This window comes from Neoroseomonas terrae, from assembly GCF_018129025.1.
GTDB classification, from domain to species: Bacteria; Pseudomonadota; Alphaproteobacteria; order Acetobacterales; family Acetobacteraceae; genus Neoroseomonas; species Neoroseomonas terrae.
In genome coordinates this window covers 200,084-216,982 of sequence record NZ_JAAEDI010000006.1, presented here as the reverse complement: position 1 = coordinate 216,982, position 16,899 = coordinate 200,084, and the positions used below count along the sequence as shown (strand labels likewise).

Sequence of the window (16,899 nt, the reverse complement as noted above, 5' to 3'; positions counted from 1 at the left end):
CGCGCCGGCGCTGCACGGACGGCAGGCATGGCGGTGCCTGCCGTCCACCCTCTTCCCGCCAGGAGATTACATCATGACCAAGCCCATCGTGAGCGGTGGCGTTACGATCGACGTGCCCATTCCAGGCACTGATCGCAGTTTCACCCTGCATGCGCCGACGTTCGGGGAGTTCGGTGAAATCGTCGCCCGTTCGGCGTCGATGGTTGTGCCGAACGACGCGATCTTCGTCGACGCCCTCCGTCAGGAGATCCAAGGATCCGGCCTCCCCGAAGAGCAAAAGGCCGCGCACCTCGCTGCGCTCGATGCTGACGAGACGGCGCAGGACGCGCTCACCTCCCACTACGCGGCGTTCGGGCCCGACCGATCGACGTGGTCGGCGGAGGAGCGGAGGGATTTTGGTCAGGCGGATCGGGATGCGAGTGCTGCGCGGCGCCGCCGGATGCGAGCGGAGTGGGCGATGCGTGAGGCGAAGGCTCTGATCGAGTTGCGCCGACACCAAATTGAAGAGCATCGCTCGGAGCAACTGGAGCTTCTCGCGATTTGCCTGCGTTGGAAACGCGACGCAGTGGCGGCCCTGCCGACCGGTGACGTCGAGGTGCTGCATGCGGCGGCGATGCGCTTGGTTCGGCCGGGCCCGGCCGCGGAAAAAAACTGAGGGCCGCCCTGGCGGTCTCGCGCGACCCCGAGGCATTCCGAGGTCGCGCGACACCGGAGGGCGGCGTTCCCTTTCGCGTCGGCGATGAATGGTGGCCACGCAATCCGCAGCATGTCGTACCCCGGGCCTATCACCATGCGGTGCGCCTCTGGGCGCGCTGCCGCGGTGGCATGGGCGGGCTGGCGCTTCTGCCGGAGGCAGGTGGGATCAACCAGCAGCCCGCCTGGCTGATCAACGCCTTCGCAGTCCTGGATGCCGCAGAGCGGCGCTTTGATGAGCTCGACAAGCAGGAGCAGGGATAGGCATGCGCATATCGCTGAAGACGGTTCCAACCGTCAGCGCGATCCGCGATGCGCTGCGATCCAAGCGTGCGCAAGTCGAGGACGCCGCCCGCCGTACGATGAACATCCTGGCGGAGCGCGGGGTCCGGGCAATCCAGGGAGAGATGCGCCGGGTCTTCGATCGCCCGACGCCCTACGCGCTGAACAGCCTTGCGTGGGTGGAAGACCTGCCGGGGCCCGCCGCGGCGGTCGTCTGGCGCGGCAGTACCGATCCGTGGAGCCGGGCCGGTCAATTCAAGGGCGCTCATGAGGGCGCCTACCAGGGCTACCTGCGCGCGCAGATCGGAGGCGGCCCCCGCCGGCAGAAGGCGGGCGAGCGGCGACTTCAGATGCGGATGCCGGGGGGGCAGACGGTTTACCTCGTACCGACGCAGTTCGCCCAGGTCGATGCCTATGGCAATGTGACCGGCCCGCGGATGAACAAGATCCTGTCGGATCTCCAGGCGCTCGGCGGGGCTGGGCAGGGTTTCGATGGAAACCGCCGGCCCGGCAAGCGCAGCCGTGGGCGTCGCCGGGCCGAATACTACTTCGTCGTCTGGCCCGGCCAAGCAGTGCGCCGGACACCGGGTGGTCGCCTGCTGCCAAACAACCTGCCGCCGGCCATCTACCAGAAGCTGGACGTGAAGGGGGCGGAGGTCATTCGCCCCATCCTGATCTTCGCAAAGAAGCCGCCGGTCTACCGGCAGCGGTTGGATCCAAAGGCGATCGTCGCCGGCGTCGTTGCGCGGGAAATGCCGGACGTGTGGGCGGACCGGCTCTCCAAGGCCATTCGGAGATCAGCATGAGCAGCAGCTTAGGGGGCGGCGGTATCCCGCCCATCGAACTGCGCGCCGATGGCGGCGAAGCATTCAATCGCGTCCTGGATGAGGCCGGCCGGGCTGCCGAGCGCCTCGGCCAGCGAGCGCAGGCGAGCGGGCAGCAACTCGGCGCTCTGGCAACTGGCGCCGAAAGCTCGTCACGCGTTCTGGGCGCGCTGCAGGCGGTGGGTACTGCCGCTTCTAGCAGTCTGACGAAGCTGGGCGGGGACTTCGCGACCATTGCGCCGGTGATGGAGCGAGCGACGGGGGCGGCGACCGGCCTGCTTGGTGTCCTTCGCGGGGGAGCGGGTTTGGTTGCCGCCTTCGGGGCGGCAGGCGCCGCGGCGGGTGCTGCCTACGCGATCTTTCAGAACTGGGAGCCCATCACCCGGGCGCTTGGGACATCATTCGACTTCCTGACCGGCCGCGTGCGCCTCAACGAGGAAGCGGTACGAGACGCTGCGGAAGGCGTCCGGGCCTTCATCCGGCTGAGTGAGGATGCGGCGGAGCGGGCCCGGCGGCTGTATCGCGAGGGCATGGCGAGCATTCGGGATCAGGCCAATGCCTCCGCCACGCTCCTGGAAGCGAATCTCCAGGCCCAACAGACTAGCCTTGGATCGCTGACGCGAGGCGCGCGCGTTGGAACCTCTGTCGATGCGACTATCGATGCATTGCAGTCCAACCCGAATCGGTCTGTCGCAGACAGTGCAATTCTGGAGACGCTGCTCCGTCAGCAATCCGCACTGCGCGCGGAGGCGGCTGCCACTGCGGCCCGCCTTGATCGGGACCCTGAAGTCCTGCGAGTGCGGGGCGAGGTCGCGATGCTGGAGCGGCAGATTGCCGGTCAGCGGAATGTTGCCGCGCTGATGGAGGGCCGCATCGCGGCCTCAGTCCAGGACGGCTCCAGTCCGAATCGTCCACCAGCGCCAAGGTCGGGCCGCGGGGGATCGTCGCGCGAGCGGCAGTCGTATGGCCCTCTCGACGGCTCCAACAACGCCTGGATGGAGTGGGTCAACCAGCAGGACGAAGCCCAGAAGCGCGCAGCGGAGAATGAGCGCCAGGTGCTCGAGCGGCGCGAGGAACAGAACCGCCGCGTCACGGATCGCATCGTCGACTACGGCGCCGAGCGCTTCGCTGACCTGTTCGATGAGAACGGCCAGGGCTGGGACGGTATGTGGGACGCGATGGAGCGGACCGCGAAGTCCACCATCGCCCGCATCGCGGCGGAGGCGGTGATCCGTCCTGTCATCGCGCCGATCGTGCAGTCGCTGGGTCTCGGGGGCCTGGGCAGCGGCAATGGCGGCATGTCGGGGCTGTTTGGCCTGGGCAGTATATTCGGCGGTGGGGGCGGCGGGTTCAGCCTCGGCGGCTTCGGCGCCCCCGCCATGGCCGGCGGGTCCATGCCAATGATGTGGTCCGCTGGTCCCGCCGGTGCCGGCGGGGTGGCGGCGGCGCAGGGCGGCGACGGCTCCCTCGACCTGTTCGGCCTCGCCCGCACCGGAAGCAGCCTCTACAGCAATCTCAGCGGTGGCGGCGGCTCCTCCTGGCTCGGCGGCCTCAGCGGGTACATCAACAACCCGATTTGGCAGTCGGGCGCAGGGTGGTTTGCGTCCTCCGGCGCTGGTGCGACGAATGCCGCGCTGGCCGGGATGGGCGCGGGCGTCTACGGCCCTGCTGCGCCGGCTGCGGTAGCTGCCGCTCAAGGCAGCGGCGGCATGCTGAGCACCCTCGGCAGCGTGTCCCTCGGTACCTACGCCGCCGGCATCGGCGGTGGGTACATGCTGGGCACGACGTTCGGCAACATGATCGCCAAGACCGATGCGCAGCGGACCAACGTTCAGATCGGCTCGGGTGTCGGTGCCGTCGGGGGCGCCGCTGCCGGTGCGATGATCGGTTCGATTATTCCCGGCGTTGGCACTGCGATCGGTGCCCTCGTCGGTGGCCTGGTCGGCGGGTCTGGCGGCGGCTCCCTGGGCGGCCTGATCGGCCCCTCGCGCCAGTTCTCCGGCGGCGACGTCGGTATCGGACTGGCCGACAACGGGCACTTCTCCATCGTCGGAGCCGGCGGCAAGCGCTGGGATGAATGGGGGGCGCGCGCATCGGTTCAGGAGGCGATCGACCCCATCAATCAGTTGCTTGGCGCTACCGGTGTGCGCGTCACCGATTCCGTCCGCGGGGCCGCCGGCCTCTGGGGCGCGGTGGATATCGTCGGCTCGGGCATGTCGCCCAACAGCCAATTCGACCCGCAGGACCTGTTCGGCCGTGTGCGCGGCAACCTTACCGCCAACAATGCCAACCTCGAGACGGCCCTGCGTGCCGGCACGGTTGGCTCCTGGCAGGAGATCGAGACGGCCAGCCAGTTCATCACGCAGATCTACGAACCGATGCTGAAGGCCAAGGAGGCGGGCAGCCAGTTCGAACAGACCCTGAAGACCATCGCTGACAGCTTCGCGCCCGCAATCGACGGGGCGCAGCGGTGGGGCCTGTCGATCGATGCGCTGAGCGCTGCGCAGGCGAAGCAGACGGAGGAAGCCTACGCCGCGCGCAGCCGCGCTGATGTGCGCGCTGCCCAGGGTCTGGACGCCCGGCGCATGGCGACGGGCGGGCGCGCCTTCGATGCGTCGATCTTCAGTTTCGACATCCAGACGGAGGATGAGCGCCGGGCGCTGGAGGCAACCCTGACGGATCTCGGCATCGGCGAGGGCTCGGGCCTGCGCGCGGAAAGGCTCAGCTACTACGACGTGGTCAGGGGTGAGGAGCGGGCATCCCTCTATCGCGACCGCGACCGGCAGCTGACCGGCCTGGGGACGGCGTTCGAGATGCGGCGCCTCGGGGCGCTCGGCACGCCGGACAGCATGATGCAGGCATTCGACCTGCGGGCCACGGCGGAGATGGAAGAACTCCGGACGGCCCTGAAGGCCCTCGGCGCCGCTTCCGATGACGTGCGCGTCAGCATGCTCGCCTCCGCGCAGGCAACCGAGCGTGATGTATTGCTCAAGCAGCAGCAGGATCAGAAGGCCGGCACCGCGCGCGACCTCCTCCTCGGGCTCACGGTCGGCGGCGGGGGCGGGTTGGCGCCGGAGGCGCGCTATTTCGCGGGTCTCCAGGCCTACAACCAGGCACGGCAGAGCGGGGATATCAATCAGCTATCGAGCGTGGCGCAGACGTTCCTGCCGGTGGCGCGCGACTACCTCGGCACCAGCGAGCGGTTTGCCGCCCTGACTGCCGGCTTCGGACGGGACATCGCGGCGCTGGGCGGCGATCAGTACGGCCTGTCCGCGCTGCTCGACGTGCAGGCCGGAAGCACCGCTGCGCTGGAGCGGATCTTCGACATGAACGGTCTGGCGCTCGACGAGATGAAGGGGATGCGGGGCGACATCAATCGCCTCCTGTTCACCCTGGAAGCCCTCATCGCGCGCCGCTAAACCTGACGGGGAACATCAATGCCAATCCTGCCCTGGCGTGCCAAGCAGTCCACCGACACGGTGGGGACCGGCACGCTGACACTCAACTCCGCCTCGGGCGCCGGGCGCAGTTTCAATGCTGCCTATGGCGCGTCGTCCATCGCCGTGAAGTACGTCATCTCCTGGGCGAACGGTTTCGAGATGGGCTTCGGGCAATTCAACGGCGGATTGCCGGGAACGCTGACGCGAGGCGCGGTCCTGGCATCGTCCAACAGCGATGCCCTGGTGTCGCTGCCGCCGGGCACCAAGGATGTGTTCGCCTGGATCGACGCGGGGGAGCGACGCGTCATCGAGAGCACGGCGACGACCGTTAACCTGACGCTCGCCGACCTCGGCAACTTCCTCAACTGGTGGACCGCGGCGAGCGCCGGCACGGTGAACCTGCCCGCCATCGCCACGGTGCCGATCGGCAGCGACATCGAAATCCGCAATGGCGGGAACGCTCTGCTGACGATAGACGCGAACGCGTCCGAGACCATCAACGGTGGGGCGACGCTCACACTAGCGCCGGGTGAGGTGGCAACCCTTCGGCGGGTGACGTCCGGCTGGGTCAGTAGCGCGCTCCCTGCCGAGGTGTTCGTCCGTTCCCAGGGCGGCGTCCTGGTCGGCGCGATCGACTTCACGCTTCCGGCCGGCTTTCGCGCCTTCCGGATCACGATCACCGAAATGGCGGTGAGCACCACGAACTGCCAGATCGGGCTTCGCACCTCCACCAATGGGGGCGCATCGTTCGCGGCTGGCGCCTCGGACTACAATTTCCGGCAATTGTGGAACAGCACGTCGAGCCTGGTCGGTACGTCGACGGGCAACTCCTCCATGCTGCCGATGTCGTCGTCTATGGACGGGTCGACGCTGCTGACGGGCGATTACACCTTCTTTGTCGGTGACAGCCCGGTCGCCCCCTCCCTGGTCGGAAAGGCCACCTACGTCGATTACGGCGGCGGCGGTTCGTATGGCGGGATCGGCTTATTCGGCGGCCGGCGCAACGCTGCCGGTGCGGTCAACGCGATCCGCATCCTGCCGACGGTCGGCACGCTGTCCGGCAACGTGACCATCGCAGGGATTCGCTGACATGCAGAAGATGGTGGACGGCCTCCTCGTCGAGATGTCGGAGGAGGACCTGGCGCAGATGGAAATCGACGCGGAGCGCGCCGCGCTGGTGTTGGTCCCTGATTCCATCTCGCGCACGCAAGGCCTTATCGCCCTGCTGGGCGCCGGGATCACCGAGCAGATGATCCGCGACCGCATCGCGCTCATCGAGAATGAAACCGAGCGCGAAGTCACGCGGCTTCGGTTTGAGCAGCAGACATGGCTGCGGGGCAGCGACTTCATCGCCTGGGGCGCCGAGCAGTTCGCGCTGACGGCCGAACAGGTGGACGGCCTCTTCGTCACGGCGGTCGGACTGTGACGTGATGCAAAGCGCAGGATTCGACGGTCCTGGCTTCCAACCGCCGGCGACGCTGCCTGCGATGTTCGAAGAGGCGGCGGGTCTGACGCGGCCGGTGCTGACGGCGGGGTCCGAGCCGCGCGCGGTGGTGCTGTTGGTGGAAGTCGACGCGAAGGGGCTGGCGTCCTCATGAACCTGGGCTTCGATGCTCCCGGCTTCTGGCCGCCCGCTTGGCTGCCGGATGCGTTCGTTTCGCCGCAGGGTATCGACACGCTGCGGTGGGCGAGTGCCGGCTACGCGACGGCCAGCACCGACGACCCGGCGAGCACGGTCTACCAGCCGCGCCTGACCGGCGATGTGGAGATCAGCCAGTCGGCGCTCGATGCCCTGGGGATCGGGGGGAAGCTCACGGTGGGGCTATCCACGATCGGACTGGATGACGCGGACGCGGCACTGCGCGACCTGCACCGCTACGGGCTGGCCGACGGGCGGGGGCTGCGGATCCGGCGTGTGCCGGTGGTGGACGCGCGCGCAAGCGACGTCGGAACGCCGCTGGCGGGCAAGGTGCTGGGAATGCGCCTGGATCTCTCGGCAGGCACTGCGACCATAACCCGCACCGACCCTGTGCTGGCATTCTCGGGCCTGACGCGCGGGGTGGATCGCGGGGCAGGGCGCACCGGCACCCTGGTCGGTGTTGATGTGCTGGAGCGCCTCGCGGTGCCGCTGCAGCCGACGAAGTACGCGGGGACCGGAGGCATCGAGGGCGGCGACGAGCTCAAGGACCGGCCCAAGCCTGTGCTGCTCGGGCGCTGCGGCAACGTGACCCCCAACTTCCTCGGCAACATCGACCTCGGCGCCGGCAGCCTGCCGACCTACCAGGTGTCCTGGCGACAGGTCTTCTCCATCGATGCGGTGCGCATCCGCGGCGTGGAACAGGCGCTGGTCAGCAGCGGCACACCGACGGTCGGCCAGGCGCGGCCGTGGGAAGCTCTCGGCATGTTCCAGCTCGGGAGCACGCCGGACGGGATCGTGACGGCCGACGTTCGCGGCGACGCCGATGGCGGGTACGTCAGCAGCACCGCGGGCGTCCTGCGGCGGCTGATCAATGCGCTGGGGCCGGGCGTCGGCGCGCTGGAGATCGACGGCAGTTCCTTCGCCTTTGCTGAGGCGGACATCCCGGGCGAGATCGGCTGGTACAGCGGCGGGCAGGAGATCACAGCCTCCGACGCCGCGAGCACCATTGTGCAGGCCAGTGGGGCGGTGCTCTGCGGTGGTCGGTCGGGCGCCATTCGCCTGTTCGATCCGATCGCGAGCGACGCGACTGATCAGTTCGATATCAAGGCGGGTTGGGTCCTGGACTGCCGCCCGGTCTCGCTGCCGGCCTCGCTCCGATCGCTGTCCACCTCCGTCGGCGTGAACTGGCGGCCCAATTGGACCCCGATGACGGACGTGGCGGGTAGTGTCCCGGCCGCGGATCGCGAGCGGCTGAAGAATCGCGCGTCGGGCCCGGAGCGTATCAACAGTGTCACGCTCACCCAGCGCCTCGCGCCGCAAAGGGACATGCTGCTTCCCGGGCTGTTCTGGTCGCAGGCGGACGCCTCGACCCGAGCGCAGGCGTGGGCAAGGTGGCTGGAGGCGGGGCCGCGGATCTTTGAGATCACCACCGATCGCTATCTCGGTCAGATCGAGTGCGGGCACGTCGGCCGCGTTTCGTACGACCTGTGGGAGATGGGCGGCGGGGTGCGTGGCGTCGTCGTCGGGTGGCGGGAGCAGCTCGGGGCGCAGCGGCTGACAATCACCATCGCGACCCAGGGAGCCTGAGATGCCGGGTGCCTTCCTTTACGACGACGTGACCGCGCGCGCTGCGTCGGTGACAGCCGCTGCCGCCACGGTTCCGACCATGCCGCTATCGAATCTGCAGGATCCTCAGCCGCGGGTGCGGACGCGGTTCATGGGGAGCAGTGCGGCGATCCTGTTCGACCTTGGCGCGTCGCGCCCGCTCGATTGCGTGGCGCCCCTGTCCGGCACACTGACGGCCTCGGCAACGATCCGTGTTCGGCTCTCAACGGCCGATATCACGGGCGCCGCCGGCGACGCTTGGGATAGCGGCGTGGGGCCCGCAGCGACCGGCGACGAGGCCAACGGCAACGTAGTCGTGGTGCGCGCCGCAGGTCCGGCGACGGGCCGGTACCTCCTGGTGGAAGTGACCGACGCGGCGTTGTCGGAGATCGATATCGGCCTCGTCGTGGCGGGGGCGCTGTGGCGCATGACCCGTGCTCAATCCTGGGGTTACCAGGAAGATCGGATGATCCTCGATCGCCGGGATAGGAATGGGTACACGGGGGCGGAGTTCCCCGCCCCGGCGCTGAGCAACCCGCGCTTTGCCGCGTTTGAGACGCGCTACCTCGGCGTGTCGGAGATCGCCACGCAGTACCGGGCGATGGTGCGACGGAACGGCGCGGTGCGCGACGTGCTGTGGGTGCCGGATACCGGGCTCAGCCGGGTGGAGATGAACCTCCGCAGCATCTGGGGTGCCGTCGTGCAGCCCGGCCAGGCTGACGGCATGACGCGGACGGCGTTCCCCGGCTGGTCGCGCTCCTGGCGCGTCGTGGAGCGGCTTTGATGGTGCCGGAGATCCTCGACCTCACCGGGGCCGTCGCGGGCGCCCTGATCGGCGCCGCGGGCTTCTGGTTGCGCGGCGCGGCGGTGTTCGCCCGCGTCACCGGCCGCGGCGCGACGACGGCGCGGGTTGTTGCCTGGGCCGTCCCGTTGGCGCTGCTGGCGTGGTTGGTGACGCCGCTGCCGTGGGGCTGGTCGCTGGCGCTGGCAGTCGCGCTCTGGCTCGGCTGCCTGCCCGGCTGGTGGCGGTCGAGCGACCTCGGCAGGAACGAGGGCGGATGGTCCCGCGACGCGGCGCTGCACATGGTGCGGGGCGTGCTGTGGGGGGCACCCGCGGCCGTGGTGCTATGGCTCGCCGGCGGCGGTTGGTGGTGGCCGTTGGTGGCTGGGCTGACCTGCGCGCCGGCGTACGAGATCGGGTGGCGGGTGCGGCCCGTCGGTGACGCGCGGCGCCCGGGCGCGACGGAGATCGGTGAATTGCTGTTCGGCGGCGCGCTTGGCGCCGGGGTGATCGCGGGCTCCTGGCGCGTCGTGGAGCGCGTCTGATGCTGTCCCGGCTGGACTACCCGGACACCGACCTGCTGGCGGTGGCGCGGGCGAATAGCGGCTGGTCGTTCGGGCCGGACGGTGTGCTGGCCGAGCGGCTGGCAAACACCCTGCGCCCTGACTGGGATCCAGCGACAGGGGCGCATCGCGGGCTGCTGGTAGAGGCGGCGATCACCAACCGCATCACCGATCCGCGCTTCCAAGGTGCCGCATGGTCGCAAAGCAACGTGGTGCTGGCACCGAATGCCGGCCTTGCGCCCAACGGCCTTACCGAGGCGGCGCTGCTGACCGACGGCGGCGCGACCAGCACGCATGTCATCGGTGCGGCAAACATGACCGTGGCGAACATCGGTGACGTCTATACGTCCTACGTCATGGCTCGGGCTGGCGCCGGCAGCTTCATTCAGTTGCTTTGGGCCAATGCGATAGCGGGCTTTGGCTCCTGGGCGAACTTCGACCTCGCCAATGGCGTGGTCGGCAACACGGGTGCGAACGTCAGCAGCGGCATCCGTCCGCTGCGGGACGGCTGGTTCCTCTGCTGGATGTCGGGGGCGATGACAGGCGCGGCGACGGCCGCCTCGCTCAACCTCTACCTCATCACGGGCGCCGGCCAGGGCAGGGCGCCGAGCTACGCGGCCGCTGGGCTGAGCGTGTACCTGTGGGGCGGTCTGACTGCCCTCGCAGGCTTCGTGCCGAGCCCGGTGCTTTCGCCCATCGGCTCGCCCGGGCCTTCTACCCGCTCCGCCGACAACGTCTCCTTCATCGACGTCCAGCGCTGGCTCACGCCAGCCGCCGGCACCTTCGTCATCGACTTCATCCCCGGGGACGTTCTCAGCGGCGATCGTGAGCTGCTCACGGTCGACGACGGCACGTCCAGCAACCGCATCCGCCTGTCGCTGATTGCGGGTGGCACGACGGTCCGGCTTCGCTCGATAGTCGGGGGCGTGATCGCGGGAACCGTCGCGATGGCCTCCGGTCCGGCGCTGCAGCGGCACACGGTGCGCGCGTCCTACGGGCCGGCGGGGCTGGTCCTGTCGGTCAATGGCGCGGCGCCCGTCTCGACCGCCGTCGCCATACCGCCGGGGCTACAGCGGGCATTCCTCGGCAATGCCGCTGGGGGGAATCACCTGAATGGCTGGATCGGCCCGCGCGCGGAGCACCTGGCGCGGCAGTACACCGATGCGGCCGGGCCCGACGGCTACACGATCAGGGATCGCTGACATGCCGACGACGGTCTCCGCACGCGAGTTCCTGCGGCATCCTTTGGCGTTCACGCTGCATCGTCTCGCCGCGATCTTCCGCGAGGACAGCGCCTGGGCCGAGTTCAGCAGCGCCGTCGGCATGCTGGCCTTCGGTTCGTGCCTGCTGCTCGGCCGCGGAGCCGAGGACTATCGATCCTTCGATCTGATGACGGAGATCCTGCCGGGGCACGGCGTCGCGGTGTTCACTGTCGCTGGTGGCCTGGTGCAGTTGTTCGGCCTGTTCTTCCGCATTCGATTCCTGCGCGCCATCGCTGCCATGGGCGTGGTGATGTGGCTCGGCAGCCTATCGTTCCTGGTGTGGCCAATCTTCCCCTGGTCGCCCTTCCTGGCTGCCACTGCCGCATGGACGTTCCCGAACCTGCTGGTGGTGGCCAAGCATGCCCGCGACTGGTGACGCCTACGCTCTGCTGATCCAGGGCGCGATGTGGTTCGGCTCCGCCGCCGGCGCGGCCGTGCTGTACGGCTGGTGGGACCGGTGGGCAAAGAAGCGCACCGAGGACCGGCAGTTCGAAACCGACGAAGAGAGGCGCCTGCGCGAGCGCGAGGAGAAGTGGCAGGCCGACCTGGTGAAGGACCGGGACCGCGCGCGCGCGGCTGAGCGCGAGGCGGAGGAGCGGCTGGACGAAGCGCAGGAGAGCGGCACGCGCTGGATGCTGGCTGGGCGCCAGATGGAGGAAGTGGCGCGAACCCAGCGCCACCGCGGCAACGACCTGATGCAAGTGCTCCGAGGGCTGTTGACTGAGGAGCAGCGCAAGCTGGCTGGGCCGGCGACCGACTATCACCTGCCACCAATTCCATCACTCGAGACGCTGCGCCCCCCGAAGGGCGCGTGACCCCCGCCGGCGGGTGCCGGCATCCAACATCGGAGATCCCCGTGAACCTCGCCCCCATCATGGATGCGGCGGTGCTGGCGGCTGCCGGCGCTGTAACCGCGCTTGCCGGCCTGCTGATCCGCAGCCTGCCTCTGCTGCTCCGCTATCTGTCGGTGCAGATCAACGGTGCCGACACCACGCTGATTCGGCACGCGATCGAGAACGCCGCGCAGCTCGCCCTGGAGAAGGTCCGGCAGGGCCTCGGGAGCGAGGTCGCCATTCAGGGCATGGCGGACTACGTCGCCGGCGCCTTGCCCGAGACGACGCAGCGCGTCGGCATCGCGCGCGTCACGCTGGAGCAGATGTGCCGGGCCGCCTTCGCGCGGAAGGTCGCGGCGGGTGACGGATGATGCCCGCCTTCCTCCTTTCCCCCGTCGCCCGCTGGCTCGCCGCCGGCGCCGTCCTGCTGGTGCTGTTCGGCGCCTGGCGCGTCGAGGCGGCGCGGCGGGAGGCCGCCGACCTGCGCGCCGTTGCCGCTGAGGAAGCGGTGAAGGGCAGGGACACCGCCATCGTCGCGCTCGAGCGCCTCGCCATGGCCGTCGCCGAGCGCGACGCGCGATTCCAACCGATCCGGAGGGCCGTCGATGCCGCGCCTGTCACGCACGCCTGCGTTGCTGCCCCTGCTGTGCGCGCCGCTCTGGATGGGCTGCGCGCCCGTGACGCCGGCGCCGCGGGTGTTCCCGCCGTCGACGCTGGTGTGCCGGCCGGAACCGCCGGTGCCCGTCGCCCCCGATGACCAGGCGCTCGCGCGCTGGATCCTGGATCTGGCCGAGGCCGGCGAGGACTGCCGGCAGCGGCTCGCAACCGTGAGGGAGATCGCTACCCCATGAGCATTTTCAGCTGGCTGCGCGGCGGTGCAGCAGCGCCGCCGCCTGTCGCGCCCGGGCCGATCCAGCCGATCGAGCCCTGGCCTCGACCCACCCGGGCTATCCCGGTGCACGCCGTTGGCGACCCCGTGCCAGCGTTCCGCCCGACCGAAGCGGACCTCCGATTCCAGGATTGCGTCGCCATCGTGCTGAAGCATGAGGGCGGCTTCGTCGACCATCCAGCTGATCCGGGCGGGGCGACGAACATGGGGATCTCGCTGCGCTATGCGCGGACGCTCGGCAGCATGATGGATCTCGACGGGGACGGTGACGTCGATCGGGACGATATCCTGCTCGTGTCGCCCGCGAAGGCGGCGATGGTGTATCGGCAATGGTTCTGGGCGGATGTCCGCGGTGATGACCTGCCCGCCGGCGTCGACCTGGCCGTGTTCGATTTCGCGGTGAACAGCGGTGGCATGCGGGCGGCGAAGTGTCTCCAGCGCATGGTCGGCGTCGGGGCGGATGGCTTCGTCGGGCCGATCACGCTGGCTGCCGTGCGCGCGGTGAACGACCGGGCGCGGCTGGTGGACCGGATCTGCGATGATCGGCTGGCGTTCCTGAAGGTGGCGCGGAACAGCAACACCGGCGCGCTGCTGTGGCCGACCTTCGGGCGGGGGTGGCAGCGCAGGGTGGATGACATCCGCGCGCGCGGCAGGTTGATGGGCCCCTGATCAACGTCCCGCGCCCTCGGGCGGACTAGGTATCACTGCCCATGAGGTGCGTTCCCCTCGTAGTCTTTCGGGGAACCTGAGGTGTGAAGTTTGGAAGCGTCGCTGATCTACCTTGCGCGGCAACTGATCCTGGATGTTCACTGGACGTGAAGGGGGCCGTTGCCGCGGCCCTCCTTCGTCAGGAACTACTGGCTCGAAGCGTTACCGGCCCTGCTTCGGTGGGGTCGGCTTCGCCGTCGGAGGGGTCGTTTTCGAAGGGGTCCGGATGGTTTCCACCACCGACCCTTCCTTGTCGCGGCGAGCCGCTTCCACTGGTTTGAACTGGCCAGTGCCAGCGTCCCGGCCGATCTTCCGAGTAGTCATGTTTACTCCTGCTTGTTCGCAGTCGATGGGATGCCCACCGATGCGGTAGGCAAACGAACATTAGCGCTTGCGCCCCGAGTCGGCCCAGCAGTGGTGGGTGGTGGATGGCGGTGGATATCGTGGTTGGGGGTGGCAAGTGCGGCCCCCCAGCGCAACAGGAGGCGGTCACGCGCGTTCCTTTGCGGAGGCCGCCATGCCGAAGTTCAGACGCAGGATGAAGTTGCCCCCAGAGGATCCGGCGCTCGAGGCGCTCGCTCGCAGGAAGGCCGAAGCATTGGCGCGGGCTGAGTTCGGCGAAGGCGGCTTCTGCCGCCAGGTCATGCGCCAGGGCGACACCCACGAGTTCTGGTGCCACATCGCCCACCAGCCCGGAGAGGCTGGGGACCTCGTCGGGAAGATGGTGACGGTGAAGGTGCCCTAGGGCTTCCTCGGCGGTACCACCTTGATCCAGGGCGGCAGTCGCTGTTGGTCGAGCCACAGGTCGACCAGGTAGACGATGGTGCCCGGCACGCCGAAGCTCGACCCGTCGAGCGGGTGGCCCTCCATCTTCAGTCGGCAGACGTGTCCGCCTGGATTGCAGTCGATCTGGGCGCCGCGATGCTCATAGCTCGGCCCGCCGAGGGGGCCGGTCGCGGTGACGAGCTTCTCGGGGTCGGGGCGGCGGCCGTCGAGGCGGTGGGGGAGCGGCAGTGCGTCGGTCATGCCGGGTCGCGCTTCTCGCCGCGGGCCACGATGATCAGCGAATCATCCGGCAGCGGCCGCTGTAGGGCCTTCGCGAGGTCCCAGGGCGCGGTCATCCACATCTCGCGCTCATCCTCCTCCGTCAGGATCACGGGCATCGCCTTCGGATGGATGGCGCCGACCTCCCGGTTCGGCTCGCATGTCAGGAAGGCGAAGAGGTCGGTGGTGACCTCCCCCTCCTTCAGCTTTCGCACAGACGTCCACTGCGGCAGCCAGATCCCCGCGAAGAACGCGAGCGGCCGATCGGCGCCCAGCGCGAACCACGCCGGCGGCTTGCGGCCGTCCGGCTGCGGCTCCGGTTCTGCGAAGCTGGTGAACGGCACGAGGCAGCGGTTCGCCGGCCCCAGCCAGCGCCGCCAGTGCGCCGAGTTAGTGTTGCGCACATTCACCACCCCCGAATCCACCTTTCGGCCGTGCAGGACGAACGCCGGCGACGGCATGCCCCAGCGCGCCATTGCGAGCTCGCGCCCCTCCGTCGTGTTCCGCACGATTGGCGCGGCATAGTCGGGGAAGACCGCCGGCATCGGTGCCATGTTCCCAGTCAGATCTCGCCAGGGCTTCGCGAGGAGGCGGATCGCCGCCTGGTTGGTGTGGACCGCGTAGTTCGTGCACATGTAGTCCTCCCAGACGTCCTCGAGCTCCTCCGGCCAGGGTGCCGTCACCGCCGGCAGAGGTCCACGCGCCGCCCTTCGTTCCTTGGGCCCTGTGTCGACGTGCAGCTGCAATGCGACGTTTCGGTTGCCGCAGCGACAGCGCAGGCGACGCCGTAGCTCGAGGGTGCGGATCAACGGGCCGAAGCGCTCGATCGCCGCGGGGATCCCGACCTCATACGTCGCGCGGCAGGCGCCCGGGGCATGGGAGCAGAAGAAGCAGAGATAGTGGAGGTCGTCGGGCACCGACCGGCCAAGCTGCACACCGTCAGGGTGCAATTCGGCTGCCGGGAACCAGGCCGACTTGGAGGGGCGCGGCGGCATGGCCCGAGGCTAGCCGACCGTGAACGGGATGAGAACACGCGAGGCCGTCAGCGCCGAGCAGCGGTCGCAATCTGCTCCGCATTCGGCATCCCCTCCAGCAGCATGTCGGCCCAGATCTGCGCCAGCTCGCGCCGGCGCGTGCGGTGCAGGGCGCGGTTGTAGGCGCCCTCGACCGGATCCTTCGGGCCGTGCGCCAGCATGAGGTCGATGGCCTGGCGATCGGCGGGGTATCGTTCATTCAGGACGGTCGACCCAGTGGCGCGCCAGCCATGCGCGACATGCTCGCCGCGGAAGCCAGCGCGATTCATCAGGTACCCGATCGCGTTCTCGCTGAGCGGCCGGCGGGCCTGGCGCGTGCTGGGGAAGAGAAGGGGCCCTCGGCCCGCCAGTCGCGTTGCTTCCTTCACCACGTCGACGGCGTGCGTCGACAGCGGCACGACGTGTTCGAACTGGCTTTTCATCCGCTCCGGTGGGATGCGCCAGGTGGGCTCCTGGCCGTCGAGATCCTCGAATTCGTCGAGTACGGCTCCACGCACCTCGCCGGGCCGCACCAGCGTCAGCGCAAGCAGCCGTAGGGCCAGCCGAGTGACCGGGAATGCCGGCAGCTGCTCGCAGGCCTGCAGCACCTCCCGCGCCCGGGCGATCGTCGTCACCGCCGGCCGGCGGCCGCTCTTGTCGATCGGCGTCATGGCTCGGCTGAGATGGGCCGCAGGGTCACGGCCGTTGCCGGTCGACGCGATGTGGAACTGGAAGGCGTGGGAAATCCGCTGCCGCAGCCGGTGCGCCAGGTCGACCGCCCCGCGCTTCTCCACCCGCCGCAGCGCCTCGAGCACCATGGGCGTCGTGATCTCGGGAAGGGGCAGGGCGCCGATCGTCGGGAATATCTCGCGCTCGAGGCTGGCCAGCACGTCCGCCGCATGGTGCGGCTTCCAACTGGGCGCCTTCACCGCGTGCCATTCGCGGGCGACGACCTCGAATGTTGCCGGCGGGGCCTGCCCTGGCTGCAGGGCGCCAGCGCGCTTTAGCGCTGAGGGATCGACGCCGCGCCGCTTTGCGGCCTTCGCCTGGTCGCGCGCCTCACGCGCGGCAGCGAGCGAGATCTCCGGGTAGCTGCCAAGCGACAGCAGCTTCTCCTTCCCATCGATCTTGTACCGGACACGCCATAGTTTGCTTCCGCTTGGCGTGACGAAAAGGTGCAGGCCGCCGGCGTCGGGGATCCGGTATCCGGATTCGCGCGGCTTCGCCTGGCGCACCTTCACGTCTGTGAGCGGCATCGATCCTCCGGTGGGTATCGGCCGCTGGGGATACCCGCTCCATACCCGCTGTTCCCATTTACTGAGG

At 69.1% G+C, this 16,899-nt stretch carries 20 protein-coding genes; 17 read left to right on the top strand and 3 right to left on the bottom strand.

The annotated features are described in order from the left end of the window. Positions 1–73: 73 nt before the first annotated feature. From GXW78_RS07560 to GXW78_RS07485, 17 genes are all read left to right on the top strand, one after another. On the top strand, positions 74–655 hold the full coding sequence (locus GXW78_RS07560; protein ID WP_211867516.1) for a hypothetical protein: 582 nt from the start codon (positions 74–76) through the stop codon (positions 653–655). Between the two features lie 170 nt (positions 656–825). Beyond that, entirely contained in the window at positions 826–957 is a 132-nt protein-coding gene (locus GXW78_RS28235; RefSeq protein WP_272876802.1) for a hypothetical protein, read from the top strand. Positions 958–1,055: 98 nt separating this feature from the next. Then, positions 1,056–1,781, top strand: coding sequence for a hypothetical protein (locus tag GXW78_RS07555; protein WP_211867514.1), 726 nt, complete (start codon positions 1,056–1,058; stop codon positions 1,779–1,781). Then, the gene (locus GXW78_RS07550; RefSeq protein ID WP_211867512.1) at positions 1,778–5,218 is read left to right on the top strand and encodes a hypothetical protein; all 3,441 of its coding nucleotides are present in this window, start codon (positions 1,778–1,780) and stop codon (positions 5,216–5,218) included. The genes GXW78_RS07555 and GXW78_RS07550 overlap by 4 nt, the downstream gene beginning before the upstream one ends. Before the next feature lie 18 nt (positions 5,219–5,236). Continuing rightward, positions 5,237–6,328 (top strand): hypothetical protein, encoded by a 1,092-nt coding sequence (locus tag GXW78_RS07545; protein WP_211867511.1) that lies wholly within the window; start codon positions 5,237–5,239, stop codon positions 6,326–6,328. A 1-nt stretch (position 6,329) separates the two neighbouring features. Then, positions 6,330–6,665: a hypothetical protein gene (locus GXW78_RS07540; RefSeq protein ID WP_211867509.1), complete on the top strand. Its 336-nt coding sequence runs from the start codon at positions 6,330–6,332 to the stop codon at positions 6,663–6,665. Between the two features lie 4 nt (positions 6,666–6,669). Next, positions 6,670–6,837, top strand: coding sequence for a hypothetical protein (locus GXW78_RS07535; protein ID WP_211867507.1), 168 nt, complete (start codon positions 6,670–6,672; stop codon positions 6,835–6,837). Then, entirely contained in the window at positions 6,834–8,465 is a 1,632-nt protein-coding gene (locus GXW78_RS07530; protein WP_211867505.1) for a hypothetical protein, read from the top strand. Before GXW78_RS07535 ends, GXW78_RS07530 begins: the two co-directional genes overlap by 4 nt. A gap of 1 nt (position 8,466) precedes the next feature. Next, a complete protein-coding gene (locus GXW78_RS07525) occupies positions 8,467–9,267 on the top strand; it encodes a hypothetical protein (protein ID WP_211867503.1) in 801 nt (266 codons plus the stop codon). Next, complete coding sequence (locus GXW78_RS07520; RefSeq protein WP_211867501.1) at positions 9,267–9,809, top strand: hypothetical protein; 543 nt, start codon at positions 9,267–9,269, stop codon at positions 9,807–9,809. Before GXW78_RS07525 ends, GXW78_RS07520 begins: the two co-directional genes overlap by 1 nt. Further along, the gene (locus tag GXW78_RS07515) at positions 9,809–11,029 is read left to right on the top strand and encodes a phage head spike fiber domain-containing protein (protein ID WP_211867499.1); all 1,221 of its coding nucleotides are present in this window, start codon (positions 9,809–9,811) and stop codon (positions 11,027–11,029) included. Before GXW78_RS07520 ends, GXW78_RS07515 begins: the two co-directional genes overlap by 1 nt. 1 nt (position 11,030) lies before the next feature. Continuing rightward, entirely contained in the window at positions 11,031–11,465 is a 435-nt protein-coding gene (locus GXW78_RS07510; RefSeq protein WP_211867498.1) for a hypothetical protein, read from the top strand. Beyond that, positions 11,449–11,904, top strand: a complete 456-nt coding sequence (locus GXW78_RS07505; protein WP_211867496.1) for a hypothetical protein — start codon at positions 11,449–11,451, stop codon at positions 11,902–11,904. The genes GXW78_RS07510 and GXW78_RS07505 overlap by 17 nt, the downstream gene beginning before the upstream one ends. A 41-nt stretch (positions 11,905–11,945) precedes the next feature. Continuing rightward, positions 11,946–12,293, top strand: coding sequence for a hypothetical protein (locus GXW78_RS07500; RefSeq protein ID WP_211867494.1), 348 nt, complete (start codon positions 11,946–11,948; stop codon positions 12,291–12,293). Next, a complete protein-coding gene (locus tag GXW78_RS07495) occupies positions 12,293–12,679 on the top strand; it encodes a hypothetical protein (protein ID WP_211867492.1) in 387 nt (128 codons plus the stop codon). Before GXW78_RS07500 ends, GXW78_RS07495 begins: the two co-directional genes overlap by 1 nt. A 90-nt stretch (positions 12,680–12,769) precedes the next feature. Continuing rightward, positions 12,770–13,480, top strand: a complete 711-nt coding sequence (locus GXW78_RS07490) for a glycoside hydrolase family 108 protein (protein WP_211867490.1) — start codon at positions 12,770–12,772, stop codon at positions 13,478–13,480. A gap of 577 nt (positions 13,481–14,057) precedes the next feature. After that, a complete protein-coding gene (locus GXW78_RS07485; protein ID WP_211867488.1) occupies positions 14,058–14,264 on the top strand; it encodes a hypothetical protein in 207 nt (68 codons plus the stop codon). On the opposite strand, the gene GXW78_RS07480 is transcribed toward GXW78_RS07485, so the two are convergent. The 3 genes from GXW78_RS07480 to GXW78_RS07470 form a co-directional block, all read right to left on the bottom strand. Next, a complete protein-coding gene (locus GXW78_RS07480; RefSeq protein WP_211867486.1) occupies positions 14,261–14,545 on the bottom strand; it encodes a hypothetical protein in 285 nt (94 codons plus the stop codon). The two genes, GXW78_RS07485 and GXW78_RS07480, sit on opposite strands and share 4 nt — an antisense overlap. Beyond that, positions 14,542–15,198, bottom strand: coding sequence for an SOS response-associated peptidase (locus GXW78_RS07475; protein WP_211867560.1), 657 nt, complete (start codon positions 15,196–15,198; stop codon positions 14,542–14,544). The genes GXW78_RS07480 and GXW78_RS07475 overlap by 4 nt, the downstream gene beginning before the upstream one ends. Before the next feature lie 407 nt (positions 15,199–15,605). Next, positions 15,606–16,817 (bottom strand): tyrosine-type recombinase/integrase, encoded by a 1,212-nt coding sequence (locus GXW78_RS07470; protein WP_338147703.1) that lies wholly within the window; start codon positions 16,815–16,817, stop codon positions 15,606–15,608. Positions 16,818–16,899 lie beyond the last annotated feature (82 nt).